This is a genomic window from Rhodanobacter sp. KK11, assembly GCF_033345435.1.
GTDB lineage: Bacteria > Pseudomonadota > Gammaproteobacteria > Xanthomonadales > Rhodanobacteraceae > Rhodanobacter.
On sequence record NZ_JAWPMI010000002.1, the window covers coordinates 118,930 to 140,724 of the forward strand.

General features: G+C 64.5%; 16 protein-coding genes. 14 read left to right on the plus strand and 2 right to left on the minus strand.

The genetic code is table 11. The features are described from left to right. The first annotated feature begins 223 nt into the window (after positions 1-223). The 11 genes from R5H19_RS06980 (at position 224) to R5H19_RS07030 (ending at position 16,420) form a co-directional block, all read left to right on the plus strand. Positions 224-1,273, plus strand: coding sequence for a glucokinase (locus R5H19_RS06980; RefSeq protein WP_318158269.1), 1,050 nt, complete (start codon positions 224-226; stop codon positions 1,271-1,273). Positions 1,274-1,278: 5 nt separating this feature from the next. Beyond that, positions 1,279-4,494: a TonB-dependent receptor gene (locus tag R5H19_RS06985; protein ID WP_318158270.1), complete on the plus strand. Its 3,216-nt coding sequence runs from the start codon at positions 1,279-1,281 to the stop codon at positions 4,492-4,494. Positions 4,495-4,654: 160 nt separating this feature from the next. Then, positions 4,655-6,043, plus strand: coding sequence for an APC family permease (locus tag R5H19_RS06990; RefSeq protein WP_318158271.1), 1,389 nt, complete (start codon positions 4,655-4,657; stop codon positions 6,041-6,043). 4 nt (positions 6,044-6,047) lie between these two features. Beyond that, positions 6,048-8,765, plus strand: coding sequence for a sugar-binding domain-containing protein (locus R5H19_RS06995; RefSeq protein WP_318158272.1), 2,718 nt, complete (start codon positions 6,048-6,050; stop codon positions 8,763-8,765). 16 nt (positions 8,766-8,781) lie between these two features. Beyond that, on the plus strand, positions 8,782-9,789 hold the full coding sequence (locus tag R5H19_RS07000) for a LacI family DNA-binding transcriptional regulator (protein ID WP_318158273.1): 1,008 nt from the start codon (positions 8,782-8,784) through the stop codon (positions 9,787-9,789). A gap of 239 nt (positions 9,790-10,028) precedes the next feature. Continuing rightward, a complete protein-coding gene (locus tag R5H19_RS07005; protein WP_318158274.1) occupies positions 10,029-10,874 on the plus strand; it encodes a sulfotransferase in 846 nt (281 codons plus the stop codon). 1,450 nt (positions 10,875-12,324) lie between these two features. Next, positions 12,325-12,807, plus strand: a complete 483-nt coding sequence (locus R5H19_RS07010) for a hypothetical protein (protein WP_318158275.1) — start codon at positions 12,325-12,327, stop codon at positions 12,805-12,807. Beyond that, the gene (locus R5H19_RS07015; RefSeq protein WP_318158276.1) at positions 12,804-13,553 is read left to right on the plus strand and encodes a DUF1828 domain-containing protein; all 750 of its coding nucleotides are present in this window, start codon (positions 12,804-12,806) and stop codon (positions 13,551-13,553) included. The genes R5H19_RS07010 and R5H19_RS07015 overlap by 4 nt, the downstream gene beginning before the upstream one ends. A gap of 145 nt (positions 13,554-13,698) precedes the next feature. Further along, positions 13,699-14,691 (plus strand): DUF4238 domain-containing protein, encoded by a 993-nt coding sequence (locus R5H19_RS07020; protein ID WP_318158277.1) that lies wholly within the window; start codon positions 13,699-13,701, stop codon positions 14,689-14,691. Between the two features lie 188 nt (positions 14,692-14,879). Continuing rightward, positions 14,880-15,719, plus strand: coding sequence for a macro domain-containing protein (locus R5H19_RS07025; protein WP_318158278.1), 840 nt, complete (start codon positions 14,880-14,882; stop codon positions 15,717-15,719). Between the two features lie 140 nt (positions 15,720-15,859). Further along, on the plus strand, positions 15,860-16,420 hold the full coding sequence (locus tag R5H19_RS07030; protein ID WP_040673615.1) for a TIR domain-containing protein: 561 nt from the start codon (positions 15,860-15,862) through the stop codon (positions 16,418-16,420). A 164-nt stretch (positions 16,421-16,584) separates the two neighbouring features. Here the strand turns inward: R5H19_RS07030 and R5H19_RS07035 are convergent, their stop codons facing one another. After that, positions 16,585-17,268 carry a discoidin domain-containing protein gene (locus R5H19_RS07035; RefSeq protein WP_318158279.1) on the minus strand — a complete coding sequence of 228 codons (684 nt, stop codon included), beginning with the start codon at positions 17,266-17,268 and terminating at the stop codon, positions 16,585-16,587. A gap of 152 nt (positions 17,269-17,420) precedes the next feature. On the opposite strand from R5H19_RS07035, the gene R5H19_RS07040 reads away from it, so the two are divergent. Genes R5H19_RS07040 through R5H19_RS07050 form a run of 3 tightly spaced genes read left to right on the plus strand, consistent with a single transcriptional unit; the run spans position 17,421 to position 19,236 of the window. Beyond that, positions 17,421-17,783, plus strand: a complete 363-nt coding sequence (locus R5H19_RS07040; protein ID WP_318158280.1) for a metalloregulator ArsR/SmtB family transcription factor — start codon at positions 17,421-17,423, stop codon at positions 17,781-17,783. Continuing rightward, on the plus strand, positions 17,761-18,261 hold the full coding sequence (locus R5H19_RS07045; protein WP_318158281.1) for an SRPBCC family protein: 501 nt from the start codon (positions 17,761-17,763) through the stop codon (positions 18,259-18,261). The genes R5H19_RS07040 and R5H19_RS07045 overlap by 23 nt, the downstream gene beginning before the upstream one ends. Positions 18,262-18,297: 36 nt before the next feature. Beyond that, positions 18,298-19,236, plus strand: coding sequence for an alpha/beta hydrolase (locus R5H19_RS07050; RefSeq protein ID WP_318158282.1), 939 nt, complete (start codon positions 18,298-18,300; stop codon positions 19,234-19,236). Between the two features lie 323 nt (positions 19,237-19,559). Here R5H19_RS07050 and R5H19_RS07055 read toward each other — a convergent pair whose 3' ends face one another. Further along, positions 19,560-21,776, minus strand: coding sequence for a family 20 glycosylhydrolase (locus R5H19_RS07055; protein ID WP_318158283.1), 2,217 nt, complete (start codon positions 21,774-21,776; stop codon positions 19,560-19,562). Positions 21,777-21,795: the final 19 nt, after the last annotated feature.

Sequence of the window (21,795 nt, forward strand, 5' to 3'; positions counted from 1 at the left end):
GGGTGGCCGCATTCCCGTTCCTCGGCATGGCGATCGGCCACGGATGCCGAAATGTTGCAATGCGGCCGTGGTGGTCGCGGTACGGGCGAAAAAGAAAGACAAATAACACGATCTATCAGAATGTTGCATGGCATGTGCTTCCGGTATTTGGCTTGCTGCTTCGCAAGTTGACACCGGTGACAATGGCTCGCAATCTGATGCCGTTCCAGTGCGGGGAGGCACAGTGGACGCGGCAAGCACCCGTCTCGATCTAGCAGCGCATGTCCCGGCGATGCCATTTCTGGCAGCCGACGTTGGCGGAACGTTTGCCCGCGTCGCCCTGATCCAGGTGCCCCAGGACCAGCGGCGCGAGGTCGAAGTGCTGGCCTATCGCAAGCTCGCCTGCGCGGAGTTCGGCGGACTGGCGGAGCTGCTGCAATCGTTCGTGGACCGCGACGCGCGGACCAGCGTGCGGCACTGCGTGCTCGCCTGCGCCGGCCAGGTAAAGGGCGACGAGGTGCTGAGCGACAATTCCCCTTGGCCAATCAACCTGGCGCACGTGCGCCGTGCGATGGCGCTGGACGACGTTGCCGTCCTCAATGACTTCGAGGCCCTGGGATACGCGCTCGGCAACGAGCCCGCCAGTGGCGCCCGCCTTCTGTGTGGACCGGCGATCCGGGCCGAGGGGGCGATCCTGATGATCGGGCCGGGAACTGGCCTGGGTGCGGCCGTGCGCTTGCCCGGCTCGGCAGGCGGCCACGTGCTGGCGACGGAAGCCGGCCAGATGGATTTCGCCGCCGGCTCGGTCCGCGAACGCGAGGTTCTCGCCCACCTGGCGCCCCAGGGCGGCTACGTGGCGTATGAGCGCATCGTGTCGGGCCCCGGCCTGCTGACCTTGTACGCCGCGCTGTGCGCATTGCAGGGGGAAGCGCCGCGGCTGGCAACGCCCGGGGAAGTCACCGCCGCGGCCGCCGCATGCAGCGACGCGCGGGCCGTGGAAGCCGTGCAGATCTTTTGCGCGTCGCTCGGAAGTTTCGCCGGCAGCCTCGCGATGACCTTCATGACCACGGGCGGCGTGTATCTGGCCGGCGGCTTCCTGCATTCCATGTTCACGCTGCTCGAGCGCAGCGCTTTCGAAGAGCGGTTCCTGCACGGGCGCAGCGTGCGCGCGTTCCTTGCGCGGGTTCCGGTGTGGGTCACCGAACACGGGCGCAATGGCGTGCTCGGGGCGGCCCAGTGGTATCTCAGGCGCGGCGTGCCCCGGGGGGCGCTGCACGCATCAACCAAGAGGTAAGGCTCATGTCCACCCTACATCGCAGGCACCCCTTGTCGTTGGCCGTATCGATGGCCTTGCTGGCGGCGGTGGCGACGTCGGCGACGGCGGCACCGCGCCCGGGCACCGCCCCGGATGCCGCGGGGCCACAAACCGCTGCCCCGCAGGACGCATCGGCGACACCCGCGGCCGATGCCCAGAAAGCCGAGTCCAGGAAGAAGGGCGCCGGGGCGGACAAGGACGCCAGGAATGCAGTCTCGCTGTCTGCCGTCACCGTCGTCGGCGTGCGTGCCTCGCAGATGCGCGCGATCGAACTGAAGCGCCAGGCCCCCAACATCCAGGACAGCATCACCGCCGAGAGCATCGGCCAGTTGCCCGACGTGACCATCACCGACGCGTTGCAACGCGTCACCGGCGTGCAGGTCAACCGCGACGCCGGCGTGGGCACCACGGTGGACGTGCGCGGCCTGCCCGAGGTGGGCACCATGCTGAACGGCGAAGTGTTCATCACGGCGGACCAGATCGACTCGCAGCAGCCCGACTTCACCATGCTGCCCGCCACGCTGTTCCATGGCGTGGACGTCATCAAGTCGCCCACCGCCAGCACCACCGACGGCGGCATCAGCGGCGCGCTCGACCTGCATACCTATCGCCCGTGGGACCTCCCCAGCGGCTTCACCTACAGCTACTCCGCCAACGGCGAGCGCGGGCGGACCAGCAGCAAGTGGGGGCCCGAGGCCAACGGGCTCATCTCGTACAACGACGAGGGCCGCTGGGGCCTGCTGGTTTCCGCCGACTATTCCGACACCACGCGGTCGAACTCGAACGAGGGTCTCGACCAGTACGGCGTGGTGCTGAACGGTGAAAACGCGGCCAGCGCCGGCGGCTACAACGGCTTCCTGACCCCGTGGAACGGCGCGCCGATTCCTCCGCAGATCGTGCAGAACCCCGACGGCAGCGTCGACGTCAACGGCGACGGCAAGTCCGACGGCGTGTTCATGGGCAGCCAGAACATCGGCCTGTACGACATCACCACCCAGCGCAAGCGCAAATCCGGCAGCGCCTCGTTCCAGATGGACATGGGCAGCGGATTCACCTTCACCAGCGACTACTTCTACGCGCAACAGAAGCAGTTCGACCGCAACGTCGGCATCCAGATCAACTCCACCAACTGGCAGGGCGCGACCTACGTGCCGCTGCAGTCCCGCGACACCGGCCGCCCGGTGGCCGGCTCCTACGGCACGCCCGAGCCGGGCTGGGACGGCACCCACCTGTACACCACCCAGGTCTACGAAAAGTGGCCGGGCGACGTGGAGTCGTTCTCGCAGGTCACGCGCAGGAATTCCATTGCGAAGAACTTCAACGCCCAGCTGGATTTCGACAACGGCGGGCCCTTCACCGGAAGCATCCGCGGCATCCACGACACCGCGCAGCAGTCGAACGTGGAGACCGACCTCAACATCTCCAATTCCAATGGCGAGATGTGGGGCAACGTGCTCAAGGACGGCGTGCCCGATGATGCCGTGCCGCCCGGCACCTACATCTACCCCGACGAACTGGGCGGCAACCGCGTCTTCAACGCCAACGGAATGGCGCAGAACACGGTCCCCATCGTTGCCGACCTGCGTGGCCGCTACCTGATGGTCAGCCTGCCCTCGTCGCTGGCCACCCAGTTCGCCGACCCCAACGGCTGGACCATGAAAACGCTGGAGTCCTCCGGCGATTACGACCGCAAGGTCGCCCTCAACGCGGTCCGCTTCGACGGGCACTTCGACTTCGGCACCGGCATCAAGCTGGATTTCGGCGTGCGCAACAGCATCCGTCATGCCGACAACGTCGGCTACACCCTGGTCACCCCGGTGTACGGCGGCATGGGTGCCAGCGACCCGAACGGATGCCTGGTGCGTTACGTGGCCGCCGACGTGGTGCTGAACAGCGGCTCGTGCACCGCGGGCAATGACCTGGGCTACTTCCGCGCCGGCCCGCTCTCGGCGCAGCAGATTCCGAACACGCCCGCGCCGCTGGCCAGCCACTGGAAGCAGTACGCCAACCTGCTCGGCTCGGGGATCACCTTCTGGGCGATCGACCCGCATGCGATGGACAACCCCGAGGCGTACTGGAAGTCGCTCTATCCGCAGACCCAGCGGCAGGGCGAACCGGGCACCACCTGGGCGGTGGGCATCAAGGAAACCTCGGCCTATCTGCAGGCGAATTTCGACGGCACCCTCGGCAGCATGCCGTACAGCGCCAACGTCGGCCTGCGCGTGATCCGCACCAACCTCGGCGTCACCCAGCGCCTCAGCGGCGACCCGGGCGCCTACGGCACCGAGCCCGCCGACGTCGGCGCCCAAGTCACCCGGCGCAGCTACAAGGACTACTTGCCGGCGGCCAACTTCGCGCTGGATCTCACCGACAGCCTGAAGTTCCGCCTGGGCTTCTCCAAGAACATGATGCCGCTCGACCTCAGCACCTGGGGCGGCGGCCTGCAGCTGAACTACTCGCTGGTGGAAACCCCGCAGGGCCCGCTGTTCCGCGTGGCCGCCGGCAGCTCCAGCGGCAACCCCAACCTCGACCCGTGGCGCTCCAAGAACTACAACGCCTCGCTCGAGTACTACATCAATCCCACCAGCATGATCAGCCTCGCGCTGTTCCGCATCAACGTGCAGAGCTTCATCAAGAGCGGCAGCGTCATCGACTGCACGCTGCCGGACGAGGACGGCGTCGTGCGCAATCATTGCGTCACCATCACCGAGCCGATCCAGGGCACCGGCAACAGCATCCACGGCATGGAGTTCGACTACCGCCAGGGCTTCACCTTCCTGCCGGGCTTCCTCTCCAAGACCGGCATGGAGATCAACGCCACCTACGCGCCGAGCGACTCGGGTGAAACCGACCTGGCCGGGCACAAGATCCCGTTCCAGGACAATTCGACCAAGTCCGGCAACTTCATCCTGTGGTACCAGGATGACCGCTTCCAGGCCCGCGTCGCGTACAACTACCGTTCGCGGCGCGCGGTGTCGGAGGACGTCGGCGGCATCACCGGCATGGAGATGTACGAGGCGCCGCAGAAGTACCTGGACGCGTCGGTCTCGTACAAGATCGCCAAGACGGCCGAGGTGTTCGTGGACGGCACCAACCTCACCAACGAGTACCAGCGCTACTACCTGGTGTGGCCCGACCAGCCGGGGCATTCGAACTACTCCGAGCGCATGTTCATGGTCGGCATCCGGGGTCAGTGGTGATCGGACGGCACGCCGATGACCTGCGCGTGCCGCAGCCGGGGCCGAAGGCGACAAGATCGAGGTAATCCGTATCGCGGATGCGCACGGCACCCGCGAGCCGGCACGACGCAACAGCCATTCCATCCTCCACCTCGACGCGCCCGACGACGGCAAGGCTGACATGCAGGCCACCACCACCACACGACCCACCCGCGGCAGCAGCTTCCATCGCTCCATCGGCCTGTTCACCGGCACCGCGATCAACATGACCCAGATGTGCGGCATCGGGCCGTTCATCACCATCCCGATCATGGTCGCCACCATGGGCGGGCCGCAGGCGGTGATCGGCTGGATCGTCGGTGCCCTGCTCGCGGTAGCCGACGGCATGGTCTGGGCGGAGCTGGGCGCGGCGATGCCCGGCTCCGGCGGCACCTACGTCTACCTGCGCGAAGCCTTCCAGTACCGCACCGGCAAGCTGATGCCGTTCCTGTTCATCTGGACGGTGCTGCTGACGATCCCCTTGCTGATGTCCACCGGCATCATCGGCATGGTCGAGTACCTGGGCTTCTTCTTCCCGCACCTGGGCTGGTGGCCGGTGCACCTGATCAGCCTGCTGGCGACCGCCCTGGTCACCCTGCTGCTGTACCGGCGGATCGAATCGATCCGCGTGATCACCATCGCGCTGTGGGTGATCATGCTGCTCTCGGTCGTCGGCGTGTCCGCGGCGGGCTTCGCCGATTTCCATCCGGAGTTCGCCTTCAGCTACCCGGACGGCATGTTCGGCGGCCAGTTCTTCGTGGGCCTCGGCGCGGGGCTGATCATCGGCATCTACGACTACCTCGGCTACTTCACCACCGCCTACATGGGCGACGAGCTGCGCAACCCGGGCCGGACCATGCCCGGCTCCATCATCATCTCGGTGATCGCGATGATGTTCGTCTACCTCATCCTCAACATCAGCGTGCTCGGCGTGGCGCCGTGGCAGGAGATCGCGCAATCCAAATCCATTGCGTCGCTGGTGGTGGAGCACAGCTGGGGCCACAGCGCCGCCGCGGTGATGACCATCCTCATCATCGTGACCGCGTTCGCCTCGGTGTTTGCCGGCCTGCTCGGCGGCTCGCGCGTGCCGTTCCAGGCGGCGCACGACAAGGTGTTCCTGTCCGTGTTCGGCAAGCTGCATGCGAAGCACGGTTTCCCGCACGTGGCCCTGCTCACCATGGGCGTGATCACGGCCATCGGCACCTTCTTCGACCTGGCCGAAGTCATCAATATGCTGCTGGCCGCGACCATCATCGTGCAGTTCATCGCGCAGATCGCCGCGCTGGTGGTGCTGCGCAAGCGCCAGCCGCAACTGCCCCGGCCATACCGGCAATGGCTGTACCCGGTGCCGTGCGTGATCGCGCTGGTGGGCTGGATCTACGTCTACCTGTCCGCGTCCACCTTGTCGCTGATCCTGTCCGGCATCTGGATCGTCGCCGGGCTGGCGGTGTTCGCGCTCTGGGCCAGGGTGAATCGTTCCTGGCCGTTCGCCCCCGTGGAAATCCGCGAAGCCTATCTCGAGAAGGACTGACGCCATGCGCCTGCTGGCCACCACCGTATTCCTGTCGACGTTCGCGCTGGCCGCCTCGGCGGCCGTGCCGACCGCGCGCAGCGGAGTCGTCGCGCCCACGCGGGTGGACGGCGGCGGCGGTTCCACCACCGCCGTGGCCGCTTGGCAGATCCAGTCCAGCGACAAGGCGCAGGAAGACGGCGCCGCGATTTCCGCCGCCGGTTTTTCCACCCGCGGCTGGTACCCGGTGAGCGGCCGCGCCACGGTGATGGCGGGCTTGCTGGAAAACGGCGCGTACAAGGACGTGTTCTACAGCGACAACCTGCGCGCGGTGCAGGCGCCCGACGCCAGCGGCACGCTGTTCGTGAACCCCTGGTGGTATCGCACCGAGTTCACCCTCGCCGAGGGAGCGCACGGGCTGCACACGCTGCTGCGCACCAACGGCATGATCGCCAGCGCCGACGTGTGGGTGAACGGGCACCTGGTCGCCGACCAGGCCAGCGTCGCCGGCGCCTATCCGGTGCACGAGCTCGACGTGACGCCGTGGGTGCATGCGGGCAGCAACGTCCTGGCGCTGCGCGTGCATCCGGCCGACCCGCGCCGCAGCCTGTCGATCGGCTGGGTCGACTGGAACCCGACCCCGCCGGACAACAACATGGGCCCGTGGCGCGGCGTGGACATCGTGCGCACCGGGCCGATCCAGCTGCGTTTCGCGCAGGTGACGCCGACGCTGTCGTTGCCCGATCTGGCGCACGCCGCGCTGACGGTGAAGGTGGAAGCGCGCAACCTCGACACCGTGGCGCGCGAGGCCACGATCACCGGCGAGGTGGCCGGGGTTTCGCTGCGGCGGACGATCCGCCTCGCCGCCGGCGAAACGCAGACCGTCGCATTCACGCCGAAGACCGACCCCGGCCTCAAGCTCAGCCATCCGAACGTCTGGTGGCCCGCCGGCATGGGGGCGCAACCGCTGTATGCGTTGCAGCTGGCCGCCACCGTCGATGGCGCGACCTCCGACAAAACCGCCGCGACGTTCGGCATCCGCAGCGTCAGCTCGAAGCTGACTGCGCAGGGCTACCGCCAGTTCTTCATCAACGGCCTGCCGGTGCTCATCCGCGGCGCCGGCTGGGCGCCGGACATGTTCCTGCGCGACGACCCCGCGCGCATGGAGGCCGAGTTCAGCTACGTGCGCAACCTCGGCCTCAACACCATCCGCAGCGAGGGCAAGCTGGAGAACGCGCGCTTCTACGAGCTGGCCGACCGCGACGGCATCATGATCCTGGCCGGTTGGGAATGCTGCGACAAATGGGAGTCGGCGGCGAAGACCGGCGGCGCACCATGGGATGCCGCGGATATGAAAGTGGCGCAAGCCTCGATGGCGAGCGAGGCGCGCCTGCTGCGCAACCATCCGTCGGTGATCGGTTTCCTGATCGGCAGCGACAACGCGCCGCCGCCGGCGCTCGCGAAGATGTACGTCGACACCTTGCAGGCCGAAGACTGGTCGACGCCGATCATCGCGGCGGCCGTCGACCAGGCCACCGCCGAGACCGGCCCGTCCGGCATGAAGATGACCGGGCCCTACGCCTGGGTGCCGCCGTCCTACTGGTACGCCGACCAGCTCGGCGGCGCGTTCGGCTTCAACTCCGAAACCAGTGCGGGCGCCGACATCCCGCGACTGGAAGACCTCACCCGCATGCTGTCGCCGCTGGAGCTGGAGACGCTGTGGCGGCACCCCGAAGTGCGCCAGTTCCACGCCGCCGCGGACTGGTCGACCTTCGCCAGCCTCGCGCCGTTCGACACCGCGCTGGCCAAGCGCTATGGCGCACCGAAGAACCTCGCCGACTACGTGGCCAAGGCGCAACTGGAGAACTACGACAACGTGCGCGCGCAGTTCGAGGCGTACAACGCGCACCGGGATGCGGCCAAGCCCTCGACCGGCGTGATCTACTGGATGCTCAACAACGCCTGGCCGTCGCTGCACTGGCATCTGTACGACTACTACATGAATCCGGCCGGCGCCTACTTCGGGGCGAAGAAGGCCAACGAGCCGGTGCACATCCAGTACTCGTACGACACGCGCGACGTGCTGCTGGTCAACCAGACGCTGACCGGCGAGCATGGCCTGCAGGCACGTATCCGCGTGCGCAACCTGGACGGCAGCGTGCGTTACGAGCGGCGTGTGCAGAACATCGACCTGCCCGGCAACGGTACGCGGCAAGTGGCGACGCTGCCGGCGCCGGCCGGCCTGTCGCCGACGTACTTCATCGAACTCGAACTGGCTTCCGCCGATGCCCGCCCGATCAGCCGCAACGTGTACTGGCTGCCGACCCAAGCGGATCAGCTCGACTGGGCGCATTCGAACTGGTACCTCACGCCGGTGACGCGCTACGCCGACCTCACCGCGTTGCAGTCGCTGCCGGCGGCGACGAGCGAGGTCCGCGCCACGCTGCAGCACAGCGGGGCGGACGAGGTGGTCACCGTCACGCTGGCGGTTCCCGCCTCGTCCGCGGCCGTGGCATTGTTCCAGCACGTGTCGGTCAAGCGCTCCGCCGGCGGCGAACCCGTGCTGCCGATCCGGTGGAGCGACAACGACGTGACGCTGTGGCCCGGCGAATCGATCACCCTGACCGCGCGTTACGCGGGGCAGGGGGCGGCGACGCCGGTCGTCGAAGTGAGCGGATGGAATGCGCCCGCGCGCAGCTATCCGCTGGTCGCCCAGCCTGCCGCACAGGAACAGAGCCATTGAACAAGGCCAGACTTGCATGACCCGCGTGACCATCAACGACGTCGCCCGCGCCGTCGGCACATCGAAGAAGACCATTTCGCGGGTGCTCAACAACGATCCGAACGTGAGCCAGTCCATGCGCCAGCGCGTGGCGGATGCCGTCGCCGCGCTGAACTACCGGCCGCTCACCTCGGCGCGCAGCCTGGCGGCCAATCGCTCCTTCATGATCGGCCTGCTGTACGACAACCGTTCGCCCAGCTACATCATGGAGGTGCAGGCCGGTGTGCTGGAAGCGTGCGAGGCGCAGCACTACAGCATGATGGTGCAGCCGCTGGTGTCCACCGCGGCGGACTTCGTCGAGCGCGTCGAGGACATCCTGTCGAGGCACCGGCCCGACGGGTTGGTCCTCACGCCGCCGCTCACCGACCACCCGCAGTTGCTCGAGTGCCTGCGCCGGCAGGGCGTGCCGTTCGCCTCGATCGCGCCGCGCCACCCCGAGGATTGCATCGGCGTGATGCTGCACGAGCGCGAAGCCGCCGCGGCCATGGTCGAACACCTGGTCTCGCTGGGTCATCGGCGCATCGCCCACATCATCGGCGACCTCGAACACGGCGCCGGCATCTGGCGCCTGGCGGGCTATCGCGACGGCCTCGCGCGCGCCGGGCTGAAGGAAGACCCGGCGTACATGGTGCAGGGCCGGTTCTCCTTCGAGTCGGGCGTGGCGGCCATGCGCCAGCTGCTGGCCCTGCCGAGTCGGCCGACCGCCGTCTTCGCGGCCGACGACGACATGGCCGTGGGTGCGATCTGGGCGGCGGCGGAAGCGGGGGTGTCGATTCCGCGCGAGATATCCATCTGCGGCTTCGACGACACCACCATCGCCACCCAGGTGTGGCCGCCGCTGACCACCGTCCACCAGCCCGTGCGCGAGATGGGCCGGCGCGCCACCGAGGAACTGCTGCGGCGCGTACTGAACAAGGGCGAGGCCGGGATGGTCGTGGTCGACTACCAGATGCGCATCCGTGCCTCGACGGCGCGCATCGCCTAGGAGCGTGGGCGGCAGGAACTCAAGGGGCTGCGGCTTCGCGCTTTCGGCCAGCTTTTCCGCTCCTTTTCGTCAGATAGCTACGGCTATCTTCCTCAAACGATCGAAAAACCTGGCTCGAAATCGCTTTGCCTCGCTCCCTTGGTTCCCACCGCCCACGCTCCTAGCCGATCGCCTTACCATCCGACCGAGCCCGCCGGGCGTCTTCGCCATCCACGTCACCGCCAGAGGAGAGTGCCCGCATGCCTGCCGCACATGACGTCGCCAAGCCGGCCCGGAAGTTCCACTTCATTTCCGGCCTGCCACGCTCGGGCAGCACCTTGCTGGCCGCCATCCTCAACCAGAACCCGCGTTTCCGCGCCGGCATGACCAGCCCGCTGGCCGACATCATGGGCATGGTGATCGCCGAGGCGAGCAGCAAGAACGATTTCTCGTTCGACGTTTCCGACAACCAGCGCGCCGCGATGCTGCGCGGCCTGGCCGAGAACTTCTACGCGGAGCAGGCGGACGCCAGCGTCGTGTTCGACACCAGCCGGCTGTGGTGCAGCCGCATGCCGCTGCTCGGCACGCTGTTCCCGCAGGCCAAGGTCATCGCCTGCGTGCGCCAGCTGTCCTGGGTGCTGGACAGCATGGAACGGCTGGTACGCCGGCAACCGGTCGGCGTCAGCAAGGTGTTCCGCTTCGACACCAACACCACGGTGTACTCGCGCGTCGAGGCGCTGACCGACCCGCGTGGCATGGTGGGCTTCGCCTTCCAGGCCACCAAGGACGCGTTCTACGGCCAATACGCCCCGGGCCACCTGCTGCTGCTGACCTACGAGAGCCTGGTCCGCAACCCCTTGGCGGCAATGCGCGCGGTCTACCAGTTCATCGGTGAGCCGTGGTTCGAGCACGATTTCGACAACGTCGCCTTCAGCGCGGACGAATTCGACGCCCGCGTCGGCATGCCCGGCCTGCACAGCGTGCGCCCGAAGGTGGAACCGATCGAGCGCAGCTCGATCCTGCCGCGCGAAATCTTCGGCCGCTTCGTCAACGAGTCGTTCTGGATGGATCCGAAGAACAATGTGAGTCAGGTGCCGATTGTGTAGGGGCTGTATTTGGGCGTCGGACTCGAGGCTGCGACGAACCATCACCGGCAGTGGCGGTCGGCCATAGCCGGGGCGCTCGCCCCATCTCGGTGAGGTCGTAGCGTCCGGCTTCGACTCATCGCGGGTGTCGTCAACAACCGGTCTGGGATGACACCGTGAATCTTTCGCCACAAGACAAAGAGCTTCTCCGTAGGATCGATGAAGTGCTTCACTACCGGTGGGATCCCATCGGAGTTGCTGGCATCCCGCAGGCTAGAGATGAGTACGAAAGTTATGTTCCACAGGTGTTTCAGCTGCTCAAAGGGACCCTGGACGGCAGAGATGTCGCCGCCTATCTCAATTGGCTAGGCACGGAACATATCGGTGTGGGATCCAACCCTGGTCGCGACGCGGAGGTGGTAGAGGCACTGCTGCGATGGCGAAACCACCTGATGCAATAGTCTCCTTGAACGTCTGCTCCTGGCGCCGGAAGCAGCCGCTTCGAGATAGCCATCCAGCTCATTTCAGAGCGACCTCGAAGCAAAAGCTTTCGTGCGCCTTCGGCGCGCGAATGGCTTTCTCTTGAATGGCCAAGAGAAAGTCACCACTGCGCTGCAGGAGCAGCGCGAACAGCGAAGCTGGCCCGAAGGGCGAAGGGCAGGATGCCCGGAGTAAAGAGAAGGCCACCCTCCTCGGCGCTTGCCGGGCTCGGGCAACCGCTCCTGCGTTGCCTCAACTCGGGCATCCATGCCCTCGGCAGCCCGACAAGTCCGTGAGCCGCGGCCGGGCTTTTCGCCAGCACATCCCTGTGCTGGCGAAAAGGCATCGGCATCATGCCGATGCCCCTGCGGGCCTGTCGTCCACGGCTCACCGCCTCACAAGGGGGGGTAGATCAAGTTCAAAGGTGTCCGTCAAACCCGGGCCCTCTCAACCTGACCAAAGCGGAGGCTTCGACGCAGCTTAACCCAGCGACAAAAAAGACCCGCCCGCGACTCTCCCGGTACCAAGCCCGACTCTTTTCCACCGGCGCCTGGCTCGCCGAGTCCCGACGCCGGGTCTTTTCCAGCCGAGCGCGGCTCTTTTTCGGCGGAGCGTGGCTCCCGCGAGTGCCAGGCTTGCTCTTTTCCTGCGGCGCTTGGCTCTCCGAGTGCCAAGGCCGACTCTTTTAGGGTGGCGTCTGGCTCCCGGCGTGCAGCGATTGTGACTCCCGCATGCCGCGCTCGGCTCTTTCAGTCTCGTTCGACAGGATCCCGGGCCGATGTCGCGGACGGATTCAATGTGTCCACGGCGAATGCAGGATGCGCTGCACAGGTCCTCGGGCTGGAAGCCGGGCTTCTTGAATGCGAGGAAATCGTCGTTGAAGATCGAGGTCAGGTTCGCTTCCTCGCGACAGTAAGTGAACCTGACCCCGATAGTCCTTTACCCCAGACGGCCCCGCTTATATGGTGACCGGGCTGGGGGAGGTACAAGCATGGGATGGCTGGACGAGTGCCGCGAAAAATGTCGCAGGGTCAAATTCGTGTCCGAGCAGCTGGTCTGGGACGAAAAGACCAATCACCTTGGATCGCTCAAGGCGACGAGCCAATTGCTCGACCACAATCATGCGTCGATTCCGGGTCTCTACTTCAAGGGCGTCTATAGCCCCAAGCCGTTGACCGGCGATGTCTACTCGTTTGCACTCATGGCATTGCAGGGGCGCACGCATCATCGAGTGTTCATGCTTGAGGTCTACCCGGTGCATGTCGTTTCGCATCGCGGTCAAGCCGAATGGATTAAGGGGCCGCACGTCCATCTAGGCGACGCGCGACTTGAACAGTTCACCCGCGCCGTTCGCGGCAACATCAGCATGGTTTCGGTCACGGGTTGGATCGAACGCTTCCGGCGTCACGTCCATGTCCGTGACAATGGCGACCTTCGCCTAACACATCCACTGAGCGACACGCTGTTCGGATGATCACCCTCGATTGCCAATGGTTCAGCGCCAACAACGGTTGGCACTGCACAAAGATCGAAGGACGTGCGGAGGAAACCCTGTACGTCAGCACACCGGTATTGCTCGCTGATGGCAAGCCGCTGGACTTCTACCTGATCAAGCGTGGCAACGCGTTCCTCTTTACAGACGACGGACTGACCCTCTTTGCGTTGCAGAACTACGGCATCGACATTGATACCCGCCGACACCTGAAAGGGCTAGAGGCTGTCACAGATCGAATGGGGTTTAAAATTGCGGAGAACGGTGCGATCGAAGCCCTCATTCCGGAAGGTCAAGCTGCGTGGTGGATGGGGCAAGTTCTTCGGATGTTCTGCGGCATCGCCGATTGGCAGTCGGAACGGTTCGACCAGCACGACGAGGACTTCAGCCTCACCGATGAAGTGGAGCGTCTGCTCAAGGCAAAAGCTCCTAATCGAAAGTTGACGATCAACCCGCGCGTCAAGCTCAAGGGGCTGGATTACAGCTTCGACTTCCTCTGGGGCGAAACTTACGTCGATGCGATCTCGCCGACCGCGCAGTCGGTCAGCGCGCGCCTACGCAAAGCGATTCTCGCCACGCAGGGCGACGACGATATCGGGCTTCTGTTCATCTTAGATGATCGTTTTGATCGGGAGCGTGCGGACAGGGAGTTGCCGGTCCTTGGGCAAGTAGCCGAGACGGTGCGGCTTTCGGACTTCAAGCAGCACTACGCCGTCTTGCAGGGATGAAATGCGGCAGAGCGAAGCGCAGCTATCAGTTGTGTCGGGCTGGCATCGCCTCACCCAAAGGTAAGACAAGATCGGGATCAGGTTCACTTTCTCACGGCAGTAAGTGAACCCGACCCCGATAGTCCAGCAACCCCGATAGTCCAGCATGAAGCCGAGCAAGCCGCCGGTATGCCTCAGAGTCACTGAACCAACGATGCCTGCCCACAACCATCACTTTCTTTCACAATGCTATCTGCGCGGATTCACCGACAACGGAAGCAAGAAGTCCAAGCTGATCGGCATTGACCGCCAAACCGGGAAATCATTTCCCACGACGCCACGCAACGTCGGCAGTTTGCGTGACTTCAATCGAATTGAAGCGGAGGGCATTGATCCGGACGCGCTAGAAAACTCCTTGTCCGAGTTCGAGACGGGTGCGGCCCTGGGGTTGCGGGCTCTTGCTGAGGGAGCGAAGTTTGAAGGAGAAGTGCTGGACAACGTGCTGACACTGGCGGGCTTGCTTCACGTTCGTTCTCCCGCCCGTCGAGAGCAATGGCGAAAGTTTCAAGCGTCGATCGCTGAGCGGATAATGGATTTGACCCTGGCAACGCCTGAGCGCTGGGAGAGCCAACTGAGGCAAATGCGTGAGGCTGGGCAAGAGCCGAAAGGCGACACGAGCTACGAAACCGCGAAGAAATTCTTTGACAGCAAGGCTTACACCATCGACGTGGCGCGTGAGCATCACATCCGCATGGAATTTGTGAGCTTGGATGCGGTCATGCCGTTTTTGATGGAACGTCGGTGGCTCTTGCTTGAGGCAACCGCGGACACGGGACCATTTGTAACGTCGGATCATCCCGTCAACTTGTCTTGGAAAGAACCTGAATCAGTGCCGCTTTTTTATCGAGATCACCCTGGCCATGGCATGAAGGAAACGCGGGTTTGGTTTCCCGTTTCCAAGAACCTCGGCATGATTGGAGAGTTCGATGGTCGCGAAGGCAGGCACCCGGCGACCAAGCAAACTGTGGCTGCCATGAATTCCATGACGATCAGCTTCTCACAGCGCCAGTTCTATGCCCCTAATTTGGGGTTTCCTATTGTCGGACCAAGTGGGGAAATTCGAGACGGCCGACATCTGTTAAACGCGCTCCGTCGATAGAATGGATCGTGAGCATGGATCACGCCGCCAACCGCGGCAGATCAAGGGGACGGAGGTAGTTAAATTGGATTAATTACCATCGGCGCTGCAGGACAAGGACTTCATGCTCGACACAAAGGCTCTGGCGAAGGCCTACGGCTACAAGTCTTGATGCTGCGAAAGAAAGAAGGTCAGGGGAATCGTTCAACATGAAACCAAAAGTCACGTTCTTCGACAGAAATGTGATCAAGAGATCCGTGAAATTTGTTGCGGGCGCATCAACCGTCCTGTCCGCGGTCCTGTTGTTCGTCGACATACCAGCCGACTACAAGATAGGGGCTGGCATCGCGTTCTTGGCCGTGCTTGCCCTGATCCACGTCGCCACTTGGGTGCGCGCGAATTCGCTTCGTGAAATCAGCATCGAGATTGAAGGAAGTAAAGTAAGCATCACCACCGGTGACATTTTCAAGCAAAAGGGGCTGAAGGCGATTGCTTTCAACGAATACCTAGACACCCGGGTGGACAACGTCATCATCAGCAAGGCATCGCTAAACGGAAAGTTTATCGAGTCTGAGCTGAAGGAGTCTGTCGAGGCGCTCGACGACTATATCGCGAACTTTCGATTCGACGATGGGGATATTTTCGAGACCACGGTTCAGCGACGTATCGGTAAGACGACGCGTTACCGGCTTGGCACGATCTGCGTGTACAACGACTTCCTCCTCACGGCCTTTGCCCGATTTGACGCTAACAACCAGGCCAACCTGACGATGCCGGAATACCTAGAGTTCCTCATCAACTTCTGGGACAAAGTTAATAAGGTCTATGCCCAGCAAAGCGTGTCAACAACTATTTTTGGCTCTGGAATTACCCGTATCAAGGGTCACAAGACGATCAGCGATGAGGACTTGTTGAAGATCATGCTGTGGACCTTCCGGATCAGCGAGATGCGGTTCAAGTATCCTGCAAAGCTAACCATCGTCATTCACGAGAGTAAGATCGATCAGATCAATCTCTTGGACATCGCATCGGTGAAGAACGGCGTCTAGCGTGCGGGCCTTTCTAACTCTTGCGGCGGCTGATCGCTTACGGCGAATAGAGAGCATTGCCGCCATTCGTTGTTTGGATCGTTAATAGCTGCTGGCGACAGAGTGGGCGCGGCATTAATCGGGAATTTCCGGAGAAACTAATGACTTACCGAAACGGCTCCTATGTCGCCTTCCACGCTGGCGGAACGACTGATCCCACGGCATCAGATATCAAGTACTACAACACGATGAAGATGTGGAGTGCTAACAAGAACATCGAATTCACATTAATCAACAGCCATGAGAAGACAGCGGCAGTACGAGATTCATCAACAAAGGAAACTTTGCGTCGGTCGCTGGTCGCGCGCCTCAACAACTCCAAGCACATGGTGCTTGTCCTGACGACGACGACAAAAAACGACACCGACTGGGTTCCATTCGAGATAGCTCACGCCGTAGATGTGTGTCAGATGCCGATCATCGCTGTCTATCCGGACTTCGACTCGATACTGGCACCGGCAGACCTTGCGAATTATTGGCCTCCTGCTCTTGCGTCACGCATCACGAACGGCAAGGCTCGCGTAATCCACATCCCGTTCAAACTACCGGCTGTACTTGACGCTATCGCGCAGTTTGGCGTCTCGAACACGGCCTATCCGACAAATGGCTACGGCTTCTACAACCGTGAAACTCAGGTTGGATGGGGGCTCATAAAGCCCTGACCATTCGTTGCAGTGTATTGACTTCGGAAGCCACTGAACTCAAACGTTGAACGACCGGTCCTGGCCGAAACCGACCATCGAAACGATCTGACGCCTGCCTCGCTTGCCATCCCACTCCCCTGACGCCAATCGACAGAACTCCCGAACGAAGCCATCCGTGAGTTTCACTGCACGAGAATCTCGTCAGTGAACAAATGCGCCGGCTTGCCGGCGCCCTCATGCCCGGCCGGCAACATGCCGTAGTTCTGCGCGGTGACGCGCAGGTAGCGCGCGGTCACCGGCGCGGCGGCGTCGAAGCGCACGGTGCGTATGGTCGCGCGCAGGTCCATCGGGTCCACCGCGATCGGCGTGGACTGCAGCGTGCGCCAGCTCTTGCCGTCGTCCGACACGGCGAAGGTGACGCGGCGGGGCAGCAGCGCCCATGAGCCGCTCTGCTGCAGGAAGCGCATTTGGATGCGGTGGAACGGCGTGGCGGGCTGCAGGTCGAGGGTGGCGTCGAGGTCGGCGCCGCGCCAGCCCACCCACAGGCCGTCGTTGAAGTCGTCGTCGCCGATCACGCCGTCGACCAGTTGCGTGGCGGTGCCGGCGTAGTGCGGGTCGGGGCCGGTGAGGTAGTTGATCGGCTTGCCCAGCACCTTGTTGTCGACGCTCTGGAACGTCTGGCTGGGCAGGTAGGGCACGCCGCGGCGGAAAGGCGCGATCTTCAGCGTGGCCGGCAGGTAGCGGTCCAGCACGTCGCCGAAGGCGGGCGACTGCGCAGTCGGCTCGCTGCCGTCCACGGTGTAGTGCAGCGCGATGTCGTCGAAGCCGCGCGCGGCGCGCACGCGCCAGCGAATCAAAGGGGACAATCAAAGGGGACGGAGGTGGTTAAATTGGATTAATTACCTCCGTCCCCTTTGTCGCCTTTGTCGCGGGACCCTGGCGAGGTTGGGGCGTCCGCTTTCGACCCCGGGGAATCATCCGCTTGCAAACTGCCCGAATGCGGTTTACTGTGAACCACATGGTTCACTATCAAGCCCGTCTCGACGCAACGTTCGCCGCACTTTCCGACGTCACCCGACGCGGCGTGCTGGAGCAGCTCGGGGGGGCGGACGCCTCGATCACCGACCTTGCCCAAAGGTTTCACATGACCCTCACGGGCATGAAGAAACATGTCAGCGTGCTGGAGCAGGCGGGGCTGGTGACCACGGAGAAGGTCGGGCGGGTACGAACCTGCAGACTCGGGCTGCGCCGGCTGGAAGAAGAGGCCGCCTGGATCGAGCGGCACCGCCAACTCTGGAGCGCACGTTTCGACGCGCTGGACGAGCTTGTCGAGCACATGAAATGCAAGGAGAAGGCAGATGCCCAAAGCAAAAGAAGGTAGTCCCGCCGCCATGAACCGCACCGCCGTGGAACGCAAGTCCGACCGCGAACTCGTCGTGACGCGAACGTTCGATGCCCCGGTGCACATCGTTTTCGAAGCGTGGAGCAAACCCGAATTGTTCAGGCGCTGGTGGGTTCCGCAGTCGGCGGGCCTGTCGCTGCTCTCGTGCGACATGGACGTGCGCACCGGAGGCACGTATCGCCTCGTCTTCCGCCATCCGATGTCCGATCAACCGATGGCGTTCTTCGGCACGTACCGGGAAGTGACGCCGAACGAGCGCATCGTGTGGACGAACGAAGAAAGCGATCAGGGCGCCGTGACCACGGTGACGTTCGAGGAAGATGGCGGCAAGACGCAGGTCACCTTCCACGAACTCTACCCCACAGAAGCGGCCCTCGACGAAGCCCTCGCCGGTTCTGCCGAAGGCCTGCCCGAGCAGTTCGCGCAGCTGGATGAGTTGCTCGCAGGCAGAGCGTGACCACACTGCGGCCACCGGTGCATGGAAGGGGCGGCGATGAAACGCACGATCGCCGCCATGCTGGCCAGTTCGGCGCCAGGTGAGGACGATATGCGCAGACGGGATTTCCTGAAGACCGCCATGGCGACCGCCGTGCTGACTGCGGCCCTTCCCGCTCGAGCCAGGAAGACTGCCGCCGCTTCGAGCGGGAGTTTTGCCGACATCAATGGCCAGCATCTCTTTTACAGCGTGCATGGCGCCGGCAAGCCGCTCATTCTTCTCCACGGTGGCATCGACCCGGGCAGCTTCGGGAGCAATCTGGCCGAACTGGCCAAGGGCCGGCGGGTGATCGCCCCCCATCTCCAGGCACACGGGCGCACACCGGACACCGACAGGCCACTGCGCAGTGAAACGATGGGCGACGACATGGCCGCCCTGATCGGCCATCTGAACCTCGGCAAGGCCGACGTCATGGGCTACTCGCTGGGCGCCAGCGTCGCGCTGCAGACCGCTGTCCGCCATCCGGATGTGGTCGACCGGCTAGTGATCGTGTCCGCGGCAATGAGGCAGGACGGCTTTTATCCGGAGGGGGTGGCGGCCTTCAAACAGCTGGAGGCCAACGCTGCCACGTTGGGCCCTGGCGTCAAGGCATCGCCGTTGGGGGAGGCCTATCCCGATGTCGATTGGGCCAACCTCTTCAGGAAGGTCGGCGACCTGACCACACGCCCGTTCGACTGGAGCGCCGACGTCGCCAGGCTGCAGGCACGTACACTGCTGGTCTTTGCCGACGCTGACGCCATCCGGCCCGAACACATGGTCGAGTTCTGGAAGGCGTTGGGAGGCGGCCGGCGCGATGCCGGGATCGATGGCTCCCTGCGGCCCGCCAACGAGCTCGCCATCTTGCCGGGTACCACGCACTACACGCTCCCGGTCGAGCCGATGCTGCCGGAGATCGTCGAACGCTTCCTCGGCGCTGCATTGAAGGCAGTAGGTTAGGGCCCCGCGAAGCGCTCACGAAGCCATCAGGGCGCGGGAGAGTTTTGATGTTTTGAGCCATCGGACATGCCACCGCGGACACGTGAGGGTCCGTGGGTGAGGATGGTCGTGATGTGCAGTGCCCGGCTCGGCGGCAGGCGTCTCCGCCCAGTTGTCGGCTTCGAGCAATTCTTCTCGACGAATCCGGGGCTGGCTTTGGGACCCGGTCATGTCAGGCAGGGGCCGAAAGCCGCCCTTGTCGCAATGCGACGCCTGCCTCGCTGCCCAGGCCACTCCCCGGGCACCCGCTGCCAGGACTCACGAGCGAAAATCGTCCGTGAGTTTCATTGCACGAGAATCTCGTCGGTGAACAAATGCGCCGGCTTCCCCGCGCCCTCATGCCCAGGCGGCAGCATGCCGTAGTTCTGCGCGGTGACGCGCAGGTAGCGCGCGGTCACCGGCGTGGCGGCGTCGAAGCGCACGGTGCGTATGGTCGCGCGCAGGTCCATCGGGTCCACCGCGATCGGCGTGGACTGCAGCGTGCGCCAGGTCTTGCCGTCGTCCGAAATGGCGAAGGTGACACTGCGCGGCAGCAGCGCCCATGAGCCGCTTTGCTGCAGGAAGCGCATCTGGATGCTGTGGAACGGCGTGGCGGGTTGCAGGTCGAGGGTGGCGTCGAGGTCGGCGCCGCGCCAGCCCACCCACAGGCCATCGTTGAAGTCGTCGTCGCCGATCACGCCGTCGACCAGTTGCGTGGCGGTGCCGGCGTAGTGCGGGTCGGGCGCGGTGAGGTAGTTGATCGGCTTGCCCAGCGCCTTGTTGTCGACGCTCTGGAACGTCTGGCTGGGCAGGTACGGCACGCCGCGGCGGAAAGGCGCGATCTTCAGCGTGGCCGGCAGGTAGCGGTCCAGCACGTCGCCGAAGGCGGGCGACTGCGCAGTCGGCTCGCTGCCGTCCACGGTGTAGTGCAGCGCGATGTCGTCGAAGCCGCGCGCGGCACGCACGCGCCAGCGGTGGTGGGGCGCGTTGAACTCGAGCTTGTAGTCGACCAGGTTGCGGTCTTCCGGGCCGTAGGCGATGTGGCGCTCGTCCAGCCACGGGTAGTGCGCGCGCACGCGCCGCTGGAAGTCGGCGTAGTCGCGGGCGTCGGGGTTCCACAGCCGCTCGGCCAGCGCGAGCACGCGCGGGTAGAGCATCGCTTCCAGGTTGCGCGGGGTGACGCGCTCGCTCCACAGCGGCGCCTCGGCGCCGAGCAGCTGGCCCTGGTGGCCGGCGTAGGCCGGTGCGGCGAACGGGTCGATGCGGTAGACGTCCTGCGTGGTGAGCTCTTCGATCGGCGTGTCCAGATAGAACGGCCCGGCGACGATCAGCCGGTTGCCGTTGGCCAGTGCCTTGGCCGCCTCGGCGTCGCCGCGCCACATTTCCACCACGGCGTTTCGATCCGCGCCGCCTTCGAGGATCTCGTCCCAGCCGACCAGCGTCTTGCCGCGCGCTTCGAGATCGCGCTGGATGCGCTGCACGAACCAGCTCTGCAGCGCCGCGACGTCGGCCAACTGTTCGTCGTGCATGCGCTGCTGCGACGAGGTGCTCGCCGCCCACTGCTGCTTGGGCACCTCGTCGCCGCCGATGTGGATATACGGCGCGGGGAACAACTCGGCCACCTCGTCGAGCACGTCGTGCAGGAACGCAAACGTGGCCTCGTCGCCCGCGCAGTAGATGTCGGTGAACACGCCCCAGGTCGCCGGCACCGCAATCGGCTGCTCCGGGCAGGACAGCGACGGGTAGGCCGCGACCGCCGCCGACGCATGGCCCGGCATCTCGATTTCCGGCACGATCATCACGTTGCGCTGGCGCGCGTATTCGACGACGTCGCGGATCTCCTGCTGGGTGTAGAAGCCGCCGCTGCGGCTGCCGTCGGCCTCGCTGCGCCAGGCGCCGACGCTGGTGAGCTTGGGGTACTTGCGGATCTCGATGCGCCAGCCCTGGTCGTCGGTCAGGTGCCAGTGCAGCACGTTGAGCTTGTAGCGCGAGAGCAGGTCGATCTGCTGCTTGAGCAGAGGCACCGGGATGAAGTGCCGCGCCGCGTCCAGCATCACGCCGCGCCAGGCGTAGCGCGGCGCGTCGTCGATGCGCACGGCCGGGATGGCGAGCGTGGCGTGACGCCCGGGCGGCAGCAGTTGCCGCAGCGTCTGCGCGCCCCAGAACAGGCCGCGATTGTCGGCCGCGGCGATCTCGACGCGCTGCGGCGTGACGCTCAGCCGGTACGCCTCCTCGCCGTGCACGGAAGGATCGGTGCGCAGTTCGATGCGCGGCCGGTCGCTGGCGGCGCCCAGCCGCAGCGCGATCCCGCTGTCCTCGCGGATGCCGTCGCGCAGGAACGCGGCGATTTCCTGCCCGCGTGGTCCGGCCGGCGCAACGATGCGCACGTTGCGGTTCAGCGCAAAGCTGCCGTGGCCCATCTCGATCCGATTCGGCTGCGGGATGACCGCCGTTTGTGCATGTGCGGCTTGAACGAACAGCGGGAATGCGAGAAGCATCAGCGCAACGAGATGTCTGGGCATGACCGATGTTCCTGGGTGA